The sequence below is a fragment of the Desulfomicrobium escambiense DSM 10707 genome, from assembly GCF_000428825.1.
GTDB classification, from domain to species: Bacteria; Desulfobacterota; Desulfovibrionia; order Desulfovibrionales; family Desulfomicrobiaceae; genus Desulfomicrobium; species Desulfomicrobium escambiense.
The window spans coordinates 239623-254208 of sequence record NZ_AUAR01000001.1; the positions used below are offsets into that span (position 1 = coordinate 239623).

The window sequence follows — 14586 nt, forward strand, 5'->3', positions numbered from 1 at the left end:
TGTCATCCCCGCGAAGGCGGGGATCCATCTTCGTAATATAATGCATGGATCCCCGCCTTCGCGGGGATGACACATGAGTAGGGCGATGACGTCATCACGTTGACCAGGCTGGCGGCAACAAAAACGACCCTCGTAATGCTTCCCGGCCTTGAGTATTGGTCATAGGGGGGCGCTTCGCACGTGACACGGCCGGGAAGCAAACGATGCCTGGCTCGGTCAAACAGTCGACGGCCCTCGCCGGAGACCGCCCGACACGCTTGAACCGAGCGTTTGGCGAGATGGTGGAAAGGGAAGAGGGGACAATTGTTCCAAGTGCTTCCCGCTTCAGTTGAACTCTTTCCGGAGCCAGCCCAGGCAGAGGTTGTGGATGGTGTTGATGGTGGTCTGGATGGCGCTTTTGTCGAAGAATGCCGAATGCTCGCTTGTCGTTGGGCAGCCGGTGGCCAGCATGGAGCGCTCGGCGCCGTCCCAGTAGGGAAGGGTGTGCGTCGCGCCTCCCCAGGTGTTGCAATCCGGCTGGAGGCCCGTGGCCGAACTGAGGGGGACCGTGCCGTCGCCCAGAGTACAGATGTCCTTGTCGGCCATGCCCGGCCCCGAGTCTCCGAACCCGGACACGCGCAGCAAAAACAGCCGCCGTCCTTCCTTGATGCCCCGGTCCAGTTCCTCGAAGGGCGTGTTCCAAGGGACCGCCGGACCGGGGGTGCCGTCGGCTTCGATCCAACGGACCTCGCTGTAGTTGCCCCGGCTGAGTTCCAGGATGCCCGAGATGTGCCGCAGGGCGAAGTACCTGTCCCTCAGGTCCCTGTCCCCGCGCGTGTCATCGGGGCGGTGCTTCACGGTCAGGGTCACGTCCCTGGCCAGCCAGCTCACTTCCGAACACGTGTCCTGGCCGCCGCTGCTGAAGAGCTGCATGGTGCGCGGATGGCTGTAGTCGCCGATTGTGGCGTGGAAATTCCGGACCGTCTCCAGCCTGTTCAGAAAGAGCGTGGCCTGCCTTACGGACTCGGGATCCGCCTCCGTGGCCTCGCCGTGGAAGACGCGGCCCAAGGCCCCCTCCTCCAGAGGGTCCGGCTGGAACCAGCCGCCGTGGATCATGCCCCAGAAGTCGCGATGGCTGCTTCTGGCGTAGATTTCCCGGTACGGATCGCCCTTGGGGTAGGACTGAAGCCCGTCCGGCGAGCCTGGATCCTGGACGTGCAGCCATTCCCGCCTGCCGTCGTTGGTGCGGTAGTGCTGGCTGGGCAGGAGTTCCAGGGCGCTCTCGGCGTGGGGGAAGATGGCGGTGATGGACGGGCCGTCGGACCCGAGAACCTTGGCGCCGAGCATGCCCAGGATGTTGAAGAAGCCGTCCACCTCCTGCCCGGCGATCATGCGCCGGTAAGCCACCGGGGCGCCGTGCACGGGCTGCGCGCCATGGACGACGCCGAGGACCTTTGCTGCGACGTCCCCGGCTTCATCGCCTCCCAAGGCCCAGCGCGCCACCAGACCGCCCATGGAGTGGGTCACGAGGATGACCTTTTCGGCCTTGATGGTGTGGATGAATTCGCGCAGCTTCGCCCCGGACACGCGGTTCGACTCCAGCCAGTTGTAGCCGAAGGCGTAGACGGGCAGGTCCAGTAGCACCTTGAGGGGCGTGGCCCAGTCCTGGATGGAGGTCAGCAGGTCCCCGTAAAAGCTCCAGGCCACGCTGCCCCAGCCGCGTTCTTCGGCTTTGGGGTAGTTGATGTGTTTCTCGGTGATCTCGTTCAAGAGGCTTGGTTTATTTTTGATGAGAAGGTTGTAGCGATCTTCAGGCGTTGCCCACATGAACAAACCCCACATGAACAACAGATCGTCCGGATTCCAAACGGGAGCATTCTTGGGATTCTTCAGCTTTGAGCCCATGATGCCGGGCACGAAGATGACAGCAATGGTGTCGCGCCGGACTTGGATGATGTTGTCCCTGCAGGCCTCGCATTCTGTGCAAATAGGCTCCTTAAGCATTTCCCGCGGGGTCTTCCTGTGCCGCAGGGGATCGTCGTAGGGTACTTTCGGTGTATTGTTACGCATTATCTGCCTCCTCTCATCTTGGCGTGCCATTCCTGAATGGATGTGAAATTTTCGAGGACTGCATCCCAAATGCGCAGGGCTTCCCTGTGATCATCAGTCTTGCATTCCATTCTTATGACAATTCTCGGCCGTTCTGGATTCCTGGGTTCCCCTTCGATCGTCCATTTGCCCGAGAATTCCGTTGCATGTTCGCCACTTTCCTTCGGGGAGAGGACAAAAGCTTCCTCCAGGCCGGGCCTGCCGGCGAAGAAGAGTTGGCGTGAACGCAGGATTTTTAGTTCTGCTCCGTGGGCTTTGAAAATTTTTCGGATCGCGGCGATCGATTTGGTCGGTTCATCTGGTCTGAAGATCGTGAACGCCATGAGGCTCAGCGATATTTCCGGTGTGGTTTCAGTTTTAGTGCGCAGTGCGAAGGCATCGACGCTTTCATCCCGTGTCTTTAACCCTTGCACCCAGCCCCTCCCCGTCCAAAACAAGTCCGCCGGGAGGGCTGACCTGTCCGTGTGATAGTGCCTGTAGAAGTCTAGGGTCGTCCCTTTCAAATCGCCCAGGCATTCCTTGCCTATCTCATAGGCAGTTTCCTCCTTGATGCGCAGGATCCAGTCCGGCAAGGCCACGAACGTGTCGATCCAGTGCGCGCCGTTCTGGGCCGAGTAGCAGAGCAGGACGGCCGGGTGGCCGAAGTGTTCGCTGACGTCCTCCTGGACGAACCCGCCTCGGACGACGGGCGTGTTCTTGTACACGTCGTAGTGCTTCCTGGCCTCGTCGCGGACCGGTTCCCAGAGGGCCCGAAACTGCTTTGCGCGGTCCCCGGAGTTCCAGTCCGTTTCTTCGATGGACATATCGTTGATGTTTATGATCCTGCCCTGGAACTCCAGCCCCTGAGGCACGGGGAAGAGGAAGCGTCCCACGGGGTAGAGGGTCACAGGCAGGGGGGGCTGGCTTGTTGTGGTGTGCTGCATGGTTTGGCAACCTCCGGCGAGAAGAAGTGTCAGGATAGCAAGGGCGCACAGCGCGCAGCGCTGCGCACGCGAGATGGGATTTCCGCTGACGGCGGGGCCTCCGCGGGTGTCTGTTCGGCCCCGGGTCATGGCCGGCCGCCTTTTCCGCGCGGCAGTATGGGGATGTAATCGAGGTCGTCCGTCTGGTGCACTTGTAGTAGGATGGTTTTCTCCGCGTCGGGCTCCAACTCGTACAGGCGTGCCAGAGCATCCTGGTGACACAGAGGGTCCAGCATTAGCCAGATCACGCATCCTTTGTCCCGGACTTCCCGCAGCGGTGCGTCCGGATCTTTGACACGCCGTTGCGTGTTGCAGAGATTCATGACCTCCATCGATTCAGTCTCCCGTGTGCAGTGTTTTGCCTCCGTTCGCAGGCGTCAAAACTTACTTGGAGGAAGACGGTATTATGGAAGGACCGGGTGTGATATTGGGCGATTTCAGTATAGTGGAAGACGCAATCGCGTAAGTAGTCGCGCTGCGGCGTTGAATGCTGTGAAGATCCGGGCATGGACGGGGGCGGGTGTTTGTGCACGGGCTGTAGGAACGGGAAACGATGGCATGTTCTTCGTGATGGCGGTTAGAACCGCGAGCATCTGGGTGCCATCCCCGCGAAGGCGGGGATGGCACATGAGTAGGGCGATGAGTCATCACGTTGCATTTTATTACGAAGATGGATCCCCGCCTTCGCGGGGATGACGCACGGGTAGGGCGATGACGTCATCACGTTGGCCGGGCTGGCGGAAAGGCAAGAAGGAAGCCTGCCCGACCTGTTCAAACGCTCCGACTCCCCTCCTGCCAAGGAGGGGGGCCCGAAGGGCGGGGTGGTCGACTCGCCCACGGGAAAGTCACGTTATCGCAGCCCCTCCTCCCTGACCCGCATCCCGTCCGCCAGGGTGTCCGGCGGGTGCAGGATGACGCGTTCTCCTTCCTTCAGCCCATCCCTCACCTCGGCGTCCAGGCCGTTCTCGCGGCCGACGGCGACCGTGCGCAGCACCGCCGTGCCCCCTTCGAGCACGAAGGCCATCCACTCCCCGCCGCGTCGGAACAGGGCGCCCGTGGGCACCTGCAGCACATTCTCCCCTTGCCAGGTGACGATGCGCGCCTGCACCCCGTAGCGGTCGCCGAGCAGCACGCCATCCGGCAGGGTGTCCGCCAGTTCTGCCCGCACCTTGACCCGCTGCTCCTCCACGCCGATGGCCGAGACCTTGGTGAACCCGCCGGGCTCGACCACCGTGACCCTGGCGCGCAGGCTCCCTTCGCCGCCCCAGTGCTCGATGAGTGCCTCGGCGCCCGGCGTCACGGCCACGGCGTCCGTGGAGAGCAGCTCGATCTCGATCTCCAAGTCGTTCGGGTCCCCCACCTCCATGATGGGCGTGGATGCGGCCACAGTCCTGGCGTTTTCCTCCATGACGGACAGGACGTACCCGTCCACCGGCGCCAGGATGGGCACGGTCTCGCCATGGCCTGGCGTCGCGGCCCGCATCAGGACCGCCCGCGCGGCTCCGGCCTCGTGCTCGGCGACCTGCAGGGAGAATGCGGCCGACTGCGCCCCGCGCTCCAGCACCCGCACCTGGTTCTCGGCCCGGTCCCATTCCTGGCGGGCCACGGCGCCACTGGCGAGCAGCGCATCCATGCGCCGCAGTTCCGTGCGCGCCAACTCCAGGCTTGCGTCCGCGCGCCTGGCCTCGGCCAGTCTTGCCTTGACCGCGGCCTCGGCGGCATCGACCCGGGCCAGGGCCTCGGCCCGCGACCTGGGGTCGAGGAAGGCCGAAGGTTCGGGCGTCAGCTCGGCCAGCACGGTCTTCCCTGCTTCGATGCGCGCCCCGGCCCGCAGACCGACGCGCTGCAGGTATCCGGCCGTTGGCGGGTAGACGAGGTAGCGGCTGCGGATGCGCGTCTTGCCCTCCTCGGTCACGCTGACGGTCATGGGCCCGCGCGAAATCGTCCGGGTCTCCACCGGCAGGGGCTTGGGCCAAAGCCCCGCGACGATGAGGGCGGCCAGGGTCAGGGCCAGGAGAAGGAGAACGAGAGTGCGCCAGGGGCGGCGTTTGCGGGTGGTGTTCATTCGGGGGCCTTCAGCACGGCCAGCAGTTGCAGGTTCCTGATGCGGCGGCCAACCACGAGGAAGGACGCCAGGGAGGACGAGAGGACGATGAGCACGGACGTTGCGTAGGCGCGGTCCGTCAGCACCAGAGGCATGCGAACGGATTCGGTGTTGGCGGTCATGACCAGCACCCGCGCCATTTCGCCGCCGATCCACAGCCCCGGCAGCAGGGCGGCCAGGGTCAGGACCACGAGTTCCGAGAGCAGGATGACGGTGGTTTCGGCCTCGGAGAAGCCGAGCACGCGCAGAGTGGCCAGGTCGCGGGTCCGTTCGGACAGGGAGATGCGCGCCCCGTTGTAGACCACGCCGCAGGACACGATGACGGCGAAGCCGAAATAGACGGTCTGCACCACGCCCATCATGTCGCCCATGGCCGATTGGAAGCTCTCGCGCGCCGACGAGGTGAACACGGCCGAGGCGATGGCCGGGGTGTCGTCCACGCGCCGCAGGAACTCGTCGCGCAGGTTCGAGTCCAGGGTCAGGTGCGCGCCGCTGACGACCCGTTCCTCGCCCATGAGCCGCCCCAGGGCGTGAAAATCCATGTAGGCCCCCACCCCGGCGAAATCGGTGATGGTCCCGGCCACGAAGGTCTCGAGCACCGGGCGCCGGCCCTCCTGGACCTCGATGCGCACCGGGTCACCGGGCGCGAGCCCGAGCACCTCGGCCAGCTTTTCGGACAGCATGAGTCCCGAGAGGGGCAGGTCCACGGTCCTACCTTCCGCGTCGAGGAGCAGGTTCAGGCGCGCGTCGGGCAGGCGTCCCGTCAGGCCGACCCGCCGCTCGCGCAGGCCGCTCACGATGCGGCCTTGGACCACGCGGAAGGGCTCGGCGTGCAGCACCCCGGGCATGGCCGCCAGGGCGTGCAGGGCGGCCGGGGAGCCGGGCTCGATGAGGGTTACGGTGACGTCCTGGCGCTGGGCCAGCCGCCACTGGAAGTCCATGAGGTAGTCGATGCCGTCGCCCATGGCCCCCGGCACCATGGGGATGGCCGTGGCCATGGCCAGTCCGAAGGCCGTGAAGAAGGCCTGCCAGGGCTTGCGCTCCAGGTTGCGCAGGGCCATGCGCTGCACGGGCGAGAGCAGGCGCATGAGGCCCAGGCGCTCCAGGAAGGACGGCTCGAAGCGCGCCGGGGGCTCGGGCCGCATGGCCTCGGCCGGGGGCAGGCTCACGGCCTGGCGCACGGCCCCGAGGACGCCGGCGAAGGACGCCCCCGCGCTGGCCGCCAGGGCCAGGCCCAGGGCCGGCCAGTCGGGCCGGAAGACGAGGTTCGGGAACTGGAAGAACCGCCGGTAGATGTCCACGAGGTTGCCGCCAAGCCTCAGCCCCACGACGGAGCCCAGCAGCGTGGCCGCCACGACGGCGGCCAGGGCGAACTGGAAATAGTGCAGGCCCACGTCCCACGAGGAGTAGCCGAAGGCCTTGAGCTGGGCGATCTGCTCGCGCTGCAGGCGCACCAGCCGGGTCAGGGCGGCGCTGGTCATGAAGGCGGCGATGGATAGGAAGATGACGGGGAAGGCGATGGCGAAGCCCCGCAGCATGGCGATGCGGTCGTCGATGAGCTTGGTCGAGACGTGCTCGGTGCGGTCGAAGGCCACCAGCGCGCCATAGGGGGCCAGGATGCGGTCCAGGGCCTTCTTCACGGGGCCCGTTTCGGCGCCGGGAGCCAGGGTCAGGACGACGCTGTTGAAGGCGCCGCTCAGGGCGAAGGCGTCGGCCAAGGCGCCCTCGCTCATCCAGAAGGTCCCGTAGCGGCGGTTGTCGGGCACGGTCTCGCCGGGCCGGGTTTCGTAGACGTACTCGGGCGACATGCCCACGCCGACGATGCGAAGCTTTGTTCGCGCCCCGTAGATGGTCGCCTCCAGGGTGTGGCCGGGCACGAAGCCGTGGGCCTTGGCGAAGGGCTCGCTGACCACGACCTCGTCCGGGCTGTAGGGCTCGGGCAGGCGGCCCTGGCGCAGGTGCAGGCGGTTGACCTCGGTCTGCCGCCCGTCGGGCAGGGACAGGACCAGACCGTCGGCCGGTTCGCGCAGCCCCGGCAGGTCCAGGGTCAGGGTGCCCCTGACGCGTGTCTCCAGGGCAGCCACGCCGTCGATCTCCCGCAGGCGGGCCTTCATGGAGTTCGGGGCGCGCTTCAGGTCGCAGAAGACGTGCGCCAGGCGGTGGGAGGCGTAGTATTCGTCCCGGGCCGACTCCAGGGACCTGACCAGCCCGCGGGCCATGATCATGACCATCAGGCCGCAGGCCATGACCAGGGCCACGGCCGCCATCTGCCCCTTCATGGACCACAGGTCGCGCAGGAGTTTGACGTTCAGGGCGCGCATGTCACCAGGCCAGCTCTTCCGCCCTGCGGCGGGATTGGTTGGTCCGGATGTCCGTGATGCGGCCGTCCGAGAGGAGGATGACGCGGTCGGCCATGTCCGCGATGGCCACGTTGTGGGTGATGACCACGGCCAGGGTGCCGAGTTCCGCGTTGATGCGCTCGATGGCCGAGAGGACCGTGATGCCCGTGCGCACGTCCAGGGCCCCGGTGGGCTCGTCGCACAGCAGCACGTCGGGGTTCTTGGCGATGGCGCGGGCGATGGCCACGCGCTGCTGCTCGCCGCCCGAGAGCTGGGACGGGAAGTGGTCCAGACGCGCCGAGAGGCCCACCAGGGACAGGGCCGCGGCGGGGTCCATGGGGTCTTCGGCGATGTCGGTGATGAGGGCCACGTTCTCGCGGGCCGTGAGGCTCGGGATGAGGTTGTAGAACTGGAAGATGAAGCCCACGGATTCGCGGCGGAAGGCGGTCAGGGTTTTCTCGTCGGCGTGGGTCATGTCCTGGCCGCGGTAGGACAGGGTGCCGCTGGTCGGGGTGTCGAGGCCGCCCAGGATGTTCAGGAGCGTCGACTTGCCGCTGCCCGAGGCGCCCAGCAGCACGACCAGTTCGCCCGGGAAGAGGTCCAGGCTGACCCCGCCCAATGCCCGTACCTCCGGGGCCGCGCCGGTTTGGTAGACCTTGGTCAGGTCGCGGGCGCAGAAGAGGGGGGAGGGCGTCGGTGCGGTCATGTCGGGGGCTCCGTGTTTTGTACGGTTTTACTGAAGCACAATGGGGGCTTGAGGTCAATTTGCGCGGGGCGAAGGAAGGGGGGCGTCCATATGGTCCATCCAGTCCATTTCGTCCATTCTTGGGAAAAAGTTGCGCAGGGCGGCCCGGGGCGCTTCGTTCCGGCCAGGGCCGTCGAAACTCCATCGCCGGCCTCGTAGGGCTTCCCCGTCGCGTGCGGAGCAGGAGGCTGAGCGTGGGCGACGGGCGACGGGGAAACCGACGATGCCTGGCTCAGTCGGACAGTCGACGACCCTGGCCGGAACGAAGCGCCCCGCTCGGGCGTCTCATGGGGCGGAAGAATGCGGGAAGGGCAGGGGGAGAGAACGGGAAAAACAGGGGGAGAGAACGGGAAAAACAGGGGGAGAGAACGGGAAAAACAGGGGGGAAAGAGGCGCCCCCGGGAGGCGGGGGCGCCGGAAGATCACTTCACGTGGCAGCTGTTGCAGGCCAGGGGAGCTTCGCCCTGTCCCTGCTTCTTGAGGTCGCGGTGGCAGCCCACGCAGCTCTTGGAGGTGTCCTTGGTGGTGTGAAAGGCGTTGTAGAGGGAACTCGCGGTCGTGCGGTCCTTGGCGTTGTCGTGGCAGCCTTCGGACATGCAGCTCTGGAAGGTGTAGGTCTGCGGCACGGTGTGGTGGCAGTCCTGACATGCGATGTGCATGTGCGACGCGTGGTTGAACGTCACTTCGGCTTTCTTGGGGGTGTAGTCTTTGACGCCCTTGGCGCTCATCAGGACGCTCTCGGGCATCTCGACGCTTCCGGCCATGGCGGTGGCGACACCGCCCAGAATCAGCAGCCCCACGAGCAGGGCAAGGGTTCCAATCCGTTTCATCCGATCCTCCTTGAAATGTTCTTCAATCACGTACGAGGCCCGCGGTTCCGCCGTTTCCGGGGACAGGTCGGCGGCGGGCCGGCATCCCTCGACAAAGTTTTCCCCTGTATATTCATCCCTTGCGGAGGGCAAGACTTTAAATGTGAAGTTTGTCACGAGGTGGGCGCTGTCGGTCCCGTTTGCCCATTCGGCATGATCGCGTCTTGACAGGCCCCGGCCTGCGGGTAGGAATCGGGACGGCGCGCGCTTGGCACGGCGGCGCGAAAACAGAGCAAGGAGCGTTCATGCCCGACCCACAGCCCCTCGAACCCCTGGTCCAGATGGACATCGTCAAGGTCACGGCCGCCGGACCCGCCCACGAGATGGACGTAGTGGCCACGGAAGTGCCCGTGACCATCATGGCCGGGGACACGGAAATCGCCACCCTGATGTGCACCCCCGAACATCTGGACGACCTGGCCAGAGGCTTTCTGCACACCTCGGGACTTCTGGACAGGCCGCAGGACTTCCTCGGCAGCGAGGTCGACCCGGCCGTGTGGGCCGTGCGTGTCTCCCTGGCCACGGCCGTGGACCCGCAGCGCCTTTCGCGGCGCACCTTCACCTCGGGCTGCGGCAAGGGCGTCATGTTCGCCAGCGCAGCGGAGCTGGAAGTCCGCTCGCCCCTGCCCGGCGGCTTTTCTCTGCCCGCCGCGCGCATCCAGGAGTTGGCCAACTGGTTCCGGCGCTATTCCGACCTGCACCACGCCACGGGCGGGGTGCACACCGTGGCCCTGAGCGTCGAAGGCCGGGAGCCGGAGCTCATCCGCGACGACGTCGGGCGCCACAACGCCGCCGACAAGGTCGTGGGCCAGGCCCTGCACGACGGCATCGACCTCTCGCGCACGGTCATGGTCACCTCGGGCCGCATCTCCTCGGAGATCGTGCACAAGGGCCGGCGGGCCGGCATCCCCATCCTCGTCTCCCTCGGCGCGCCGACCCACCAGGCCGTGCTCCTGGCCCGCGACATGAACCTGACCCTCATCGGCTTCGCCCGGCAGAACCGGTTTTCCATTTTCGCCTCCCCGGAACGCGTGGCATGAGCGGGTTGACGTGCCGCCGGGTCGCACTGGCCGTGATCTGGTTCATGGCCCTGCTGCTGGCGGGGTGCCTGCGGGAGGACGCGAGGCTCCTGGAGCCGCGGGCGGCCCTTGAACTCATGGAGCGCAACCGGGGAAAGGCCGATTTTTTGATCCTCGACGTGCGCACGCCGGGGGAGTTCCGGCAGGGCTACATCGAGGGGGCGGTTTTGCTGGACTACTATGAGCCGGATTTCCGGGAGCGCTTCGCGGCCCTGGACCGCACGGCGACCATTTTCACCTACTGCCGCAGCGGCAACCGCAGCTCGCATGTGCTGGCCCTGGCCGACGAACTCGGCTTCCAGCGCGTCTTCGACCTGCGCGGGGGCATCCTGGCTTGGAAGAGCGAGGGGTTACCCCTCGCTGGAAGCGGAACTGTCCCCTAAAGCGTAATGATTTTGTCGGCGACGTGCTGACTGGTGACCACGTCGAGCATGTTGGTGACCTCGCCCACGACCTTGCGGTCCATGAGCTTGAAGAATTCGAGGCAGGTGCCGCAGACCAGGATGGACACGCCGGTGGCTTCGAGTTTTTTCAGGTGCTCCGAGGCCGGGTTCGAGTCCGTGGCCAGCCTGACGGCGCCGTTGACCAGGATGATGCGCCACAGGGCGTCGCCCAGTTCCGGCAGGGTGGCCAGGAAGTTGCCCATGAGGCGCGAGCCCAGGGTGTCGTCGCCCTGGCCGATGACGTCGCGGGTGATGAAGACGAGGATTTTCGGGGCGCAGACCGGGCAGGACCGCTCCGAAGGTTGCGCTGCGGGGGCCGCCGCTGCGCCTTCAGCCCCTGCCGCGCGGGAAGCGGTGATGGTCCACAGGCCGCCGTCCTTGCGCATGTCGTCGATGTGCATGCCCTTGCTGGCCAAATAGCGGCTGACATTCTCCTTGGCCGCGTCGTTGTCCACGATGACCTGCATGTCCTGCGGCGACTCGGAGTCCAGAAGCTGCTTGCAACGCAGCACGGGGTTGGGGCATGGTTCGCCTTCGCAATTGAGAATGATGGGCATGGCCGGGCTCCTTGTTTTTTTCCGATGCATTACGCAGCGTTGCGGAGCGGTCAAATCGTTTTGATCTATCAAGTTGCCATTTGACCATCAGCAAATCCGATTCGATTTTTAACAGGAGACAGCAGTGCGCCTTTCCTTACCCCCGCGGCTCATCGGGGCCATCCTCGTGCCGATCGTGCGCCTGTGGTGCATGACCTTGCGGCTGGAGCGGCGCAATCTGGCCGTTTTCAAGGATCCGGCCCTGCGCGCCAGGCGCCCGGTCATCATCCTCTGGCACGACGAGATCTTCCCCCTCATCCCCTCCCATTCCGACGAGCACATGGCCTGCGTGGTCAGCCAGAGCAAGGACGGCGAGCTTCTGGCCACGGTTCTCGAGGGCTTCGGCTTCAGGACCGTGCGCGGGTCCAGCTCCCGGGGGGGCATGCGCGCCCTGGTCGCGGCCAAGCGGTTCATGGAGGAGCACGACCTGGGGGTCATTTTCACCGTGGATGGTCCGCGCGGGCCGCGCCACAAGGTCAAGCCGGGGGCGGTCTTCCTGGCCAACCTGGCCGGGTCGCCCGTGGTTCCCGTACGGGTGGTCATGGAGCGGGCCAAGATATTTCACAAGGCCTGGGACAAGTTCCAGCTGCCCTGGCCCTTTTCGCGTTGCGTCATCGTCTACGGCGATCCCGTCGACCTGCCGGACTGCACCAGGGATCCCGAGGAAATGCAGCGCCAATGCGAGCGCATCGAAGAACTCATGAACTCCTTGGGAGCCATCTGATGCGGCAACTTCTCTACAACGCCTTCCTGCCCCTGTGCTCGTCCCTGTCGCTGAAGGACATCCATGCTTTCGGGAGAGGTCTGGGCTGGTTGATGTGGACGGCCTTGCCCGCGCGCAGAAAGGAAACGACGGCCCGCATCCGGGACCGCCTCGGGCTGGGGGAACGCCAGGCCAGGGAACTGGCCAGGGCCAGCTTCCGGCACAGCGCCTGCGCCTTTCTGGAGCTTTTTCATGCCCGTTACATGGACTATCGTTTCCTGGCGGAGCGCGTCGAATACGAGAACCCGGAGCTTTTCGCGCGCATGTGCTCTTCGCCAAGGCCCATCGTCGGGGTGACCGGGCATCTCGGCAGTTGGGAACTGCTGGGGGGAGTTCTCAAATGCTTCTCCAGCAAGACCGATTGCCAGGTCGTGGTCCGTCTGCCCAAGGACCCGGCCCTGTCCGACCTGCTCATGCACATGCGCTCCCAGAGCAAGATCAGGGTCCTGCCGCATCGCGATGCCGCGGTCTCGGCGTTGGGGCAGTTGCGGGGAGGTGGATTGAGCGCCTTCCTGGTCGACCATAACTGCAGGCGCGCCGAAGCCCAGTTCCTGCCGTTTCTGGGCGAAGTCGCGGCCGTCAACAAGGGGCCGGCCATCCTGGCCCTGCGCGCCAAGGCCGAGGTCTGGCCCTGCTTCCTGCTTCGTTTGCCCGAGGGGCGCTTCCGCTTCGTGACCCTGCCCTGCCTGGACACCGCCGGGCTGACGGGGAGCAGGGCGGAGCGCATCGAGAGCATCTGCCGCTTTTACACCGACGCCGTGGAGCGTATGGTCCTCAGGCATCCGGAACAGTGGTTCTGGATGCACCGCCGCTGGAAAACCCGTCCCTGACCACCACATACAGACGCGAGGTGACGCCATGTCCTTGAATCGACTCATTCCCGCCGCCAGGGGAGAAGCCCCGGCGGATCTTCTCATACGCGGATGCATGCTGGTCAATGTCCTGTCCGGCGAAATCCACCCCGCGAGCATCGGCGTCAAGGACGGCGTGTTCCTCGGCATCGGCGACTACGAGGCCGAGGAAACCCTGGACGCCGAAGGGCGCTTTCTCTGCCCGGGGCTGGTGGAAGGGCACATCCACATCGAATCGACCCTGCTCGACCCCGTGCGTTTCGCCCGGGTGGCCGCGGGCCACGGCACGGCCGTGACCGTCTGCGACCCCCACGAGCTGGCCAACGTGCTGGGCCTCGACGGCATCCGCTGGCTGCTGGAGACCACCTGCAAACTGCCCATGGAGATCCGCTGCATGATGCCGTCTTGCGTGCCGGCCACGCACCTGGAGACGGCCGGGGCCAGGATCTCGCCTCAGGAAATTCAGGCCATGCTTGAGGATTTTTCCGAGCGCATGCCCGGTCTGGCGGAAATGATGAATTATCCCGGCGTGCTGTTTCAGGACCCGCAGGTCCTGGCCAAGCTCGTCGCAGCCGGGACGAGGCCCATCGACGGCCACGCGCCGGGGCTGACGGGCCTCGACCTGAACGCCTACATCCTGGCCGGTCCTGGAAGCGACCACGAGGCCGTGCACCTGGCCGAGGCCCGGGAGAAGTTGCGCAAAGGCATGCACGTCATGCTCCGCGAGGGCAGTTCCGAGAAGAACCTTGTGGAGCTGCTGCCCCTGGTCAACGATTTCAACAGTCAGAACTGCTCCCTGGTGACCGACGACCGCCACTGCGACGACCTGTTGCGCCAGGGCCACCTCGACTATGCCGTCCGGCTGGCCGTGAGCAACGGCCTCTCGCCCCTGCGGGCCATCCAGATGGCCTCCATCAACACGGCGCGGTATTTCCGCCTGCACCGCAGAGGGGCCGTGGCCCCGGGCTACAGGGCGGACTTCATTCTCCTCGACGACCTGGATTCCTTCGCCATCTCCTCCGTCCATCTGCGCGGCAGGCACATCGACGACCAGTCGTGGGACGCCGCCCCAAGCGGCGTGACGGTGACGGGCAGCGTCCGTCTCGGCGACCTGTCCACAGACTGTCTCGACATCCCGGCCCGGGACGGGCGGGTCCGCGTGATCCGCACGGTGCCGGGACAGATCGTGACCGAGGTCGACCTCGTCAAGCCCAGGGTCGAGAACGGCCTCGTCTGCGCCGACCCTGACGCGGACGTGGCCAAGCTGGCCGTGTTCGAACGCCACCACGCCACCGGGGGCAGGGGGCTGGGGCTGGTGCGGGGTCTGGGCATCCGGCGGGGCGCCCTGGCCGGAACCGTGGCCCACGATTCCCACAATCTCATCACGGTCGGCGTCTCGGACGCCGACATGATGCTGGCCGTGCGGACTTTGGAGGCGTGCGGCGGCGGCTATGTCTGCGTCGAAGGCGGCCGGGTGCTGGAGCTTCTGCCCTTGCCCCTGGCCGGGCTCATGAGCGACCGCGAACCCGCAGAGGTCGCGGCGGGCCTGGATCGCCTCAACGCCGCGGCGCGGTCCCTGGGCTGCCCCGCGGACATCAACCCGTTCATGCAGCTGTCCTTCCTGTCGCTACCGGTCATCCCGAAGCTGCGACTGACCGACAGGGGGCTGGTGGACGTTTCCTCCTTTGATTTTGTGTCGTTACACGAATAGTGCTTGCGTTCGTCTGTACGTGCAATTAATTATTCT

At 65.8% G+C, this 14586-nt stretch carries 12 protein-coding genes; 5 read left to right on the top strand and 7 right to left on the bottom strand.

Translation table 11 applies throughout. From position 1 onward, the window contains the following. Nucleotides 1–324: 324 nt before the first annotated feature. The 6 genes from G394_RS0101045 to G394_RS17440 all read right to left on the bottom strand — a co-directional run bounded on the left by G394_RS0101045 (nt 325) and on the right by G394_RS17440 (nt 9068). On the bottom strand, nt 325–2049 hold the full coding sequence (locus G394_RS0101045; RefSeq protein ID WP_169725514.1) for an alpha/beta hydrolase: 1725 nt from the start codon (nt 2047–2049) through the stop codon (nt 325–327). Beyond that, the gene (locus tag G394_RS0101050) at nt 2049–3011 is read right to left on the bottom strand and encodes a hypothetical protein (protein ID WP_028576060.1); all 963 of its coding nucleotides are present in this window, start codon (nt 3009–3011) and stop codon (nt 2049–2051) included. Before G394_RS0101050 ends, G394_RS0101045 begins: the two co-directional genes overlap by 1 nt. 889 nt (nt 3012–3900) lie before the next feature. Further along, complete coding sequence (locus G394_RS0101060; protein ID WP_043774292.1) at nt 3901–5115, bottom strand: efflux RND transporter periplasmic adaptor subunit; 1215 nt, start codon at nt 5113–5115, stop codon at nt 3901–3903. Beyond that, complete coding sequence (locus G394_RS0101065) at nt 5112–7475, bottom strand: ABC transporter permease (RefSeq protein WP_028576063.1); 2364 nt, start codon at nt 7473–7475, stop codon at nt 5112–5114. The genes G394_RS0101060 and G394_RS0101065 overlap by 4 nt, the downstream gene beginning before the upstream one ends. A gap of 1 nt (nt 7476) precedes the next feature. Continuing rightward, nucleotides 7477–8199 (bottom strand): ABC transporter ATP-binding protein, encoded by a 723-nt coding sequence (locus G394_RS0101070; RefSeq protein ID WP_028576064.1) that lies wholly within the window; start codon nt 8197–8199, stop codon nt 7477–7479. 461 nt (nt 8200–8660) lie between these two features. Further along, on the bottom strand, nt 8661–9068 hold the full coding sequence (locus G394_RS17440) for a cytochrome c3 family protein (protein WP_051306853.1): 408 nt from the start codon (nt 9066–9068) through the stop codon (nt 8661–8663). A 284-nt stretch (nt 9069–9352) separates the two neighbouring features. Between G394_RS17440 and fdhD the strand changes: the two genes are divergently transcribed. Beyond that, nucleotides 9353–10147: a formate dehydrogenase accessory sulfurtransferase FdhD gene (gene fdhD, locus G394_RS17445; protein WP_051306854.1), complete on the top strand. Its 795-nt coding sequence runs from the start codon at nt 9353–9355 to the stop codon at nt 10145–10147. Continuing rightward, nucleotides 10144–10569, top strand: a complete 426-nt coding sequence (locus G394_RS0101085; protein WP_028576065.1) for a rhodanese-like domain-containing protein — start codon at nt 10144–10146, stop codon at nt 10567–10569. The genes fdhD and G394_RS0101085 overlap by 4 nt, the downstream gene beginning before the upstream one ends. Here G394_RS0101085 and yedF read toward each other — a convergent pair. Further along, complete coding sequence (gene yedF, locus G394_RS0101090) at nt 10566–11186, bottom strand: sulfurtransferase-like selenium metabolism protein YedF (RefSeq protein ID WP_028576066.1); 621 nt, start codon at nt 11184–11186, stop codon at nt 10566–10568. The genes G394_RS0101085 and yedF overlap by 4 nt on opposite strands. 124 nt (nt 11187–11310) lie before the next feature. Between yedF and G394_RS0101095 the strand changes: the two genes are divergently transcribed. Genes G394_RS0101095 through ade form a run of 3 tightly spaced genes read left to right on the top strand, consistent with a single transcriptional unit; the run spans nt 11311 to nt 14550 of the window. Continuing rightward, complete coding sequence (locus G394_RS0101095) at nt 11311–11949, top strand: lysophospholipid acyltransferase family protein (RefSeq protein WP_043774294.1); 639 nt, start codon at nt 11311–11313, stop codon at nt 11947–11949. Continuing rightward, a complete protein-coding gene (locus G394_RS0101100; RefSeq protein ID WP_028576068.1) occupies nt 11949–12818 on the top strand; it encodes a lysophospholipid acyltransferase family protein in 870 nt (289 codons plus the stop codon). Before G394_RS0101095 ends, G394_RS0101100 begins: the two co-directional genes overlap by 1 nt. Before the next feature lie 28 nt (nt 12819–12846). Next, nucleotides 12847–14550: an adenine deaminase gene (ade, locus tag G394_RS0101105; protein WP_028576069.1), complete on the top strand. Its 1704-nt coding sequence runs from the start codon at nt 12847–12849 to the stop codon at nt 14548–14550. Nucleotides 14551–14586: the final 36 nt, after the last annotated feature.

What these genes read in the sequence shown, in the direction of transcription:
- G394_RS0101045 (WP_169725514.1), bottom strand. Translation starts at nt 2,049, where the DNA reads ATGCGTAACAATACACCGAAAGTACCCTACGACGATCCCCTGCGGCAC.
- G394_RS0101050 (WP_028576060.1), bottom strand. Translation starts at nt 3,011, where the DNA reads ATGCAGCACACCACAACAAGCCAGCCCCCCCTGCCTGTGACCCTCTAC.
- G394_RS0101060 (WP_043774292.1), bottom strand. Translation starts at nt 5,115, where the DNA reads ATGAACACCACCCGCAAACGCCGCCCCTGGCGCACTCTCGTTCTCCTT.
- G394_RS0101065 (WP_028576063.1), bottom strand. Translation starts at nt 7,475, where the DNA reads ATGCGCGCCCTGAACGTCAAACTCCTGCGCGACCTGTGGTCCATGAAG.
- G394_RS0101070 (WP_028576064.1), bottom strand. Translation starts at nt 8,199, where the DNA reads ATGACCGCACCGACGCCCTCCCCCCTCTTCTGCGCCCGCGACCTGACC.
- G394_RS17440 (WP_051306853.1), bottom strand. Translation starts at nt 9,068, where the DNA reads ATGAAACGGATTGGAACCCTTGCCCTGCTCGTGGGGCTGCTGATTCTG.
- fdhD (WP_051306854.1), top strand. Translation starts at nt 9,353, where the DNA reads ATGCCCGACCCACAGCCCCTCGAACCCCTGGTCCAGATGGACATCGTC.
- G394_RS0101085 (WP_028576065.1), top strand. Translation starts at nt 10,144, where the DNA reads ATGAGCGGGTTGACGTGCCGCCGGGTCGCACTGGCCGTGATCTGGTTC.
- yedF (WP_028576066.1), bottom strand. Translation starts at nt 11,186, where the DNA reads ATGCCCATCATTCTCAATTGCGAAGGCGAACCATGCCCCAACCCCGTG.
- G394_RS0101100 (WP_028576068.1), top strand. Translation starts at nt 11,949, where the DNA reads ATGCGGCAACTTCTCTACAACGCCTTCCTGCCCCTGTGCTCGTCCCTG.
- ade (WP_028576069.1), top strand. Translation starts at nt 12,847, where the DNA reads ATGTCCTTGAATCGACTCATTCCCGCCGCCAGGGGAGAAGCCCCGGCG.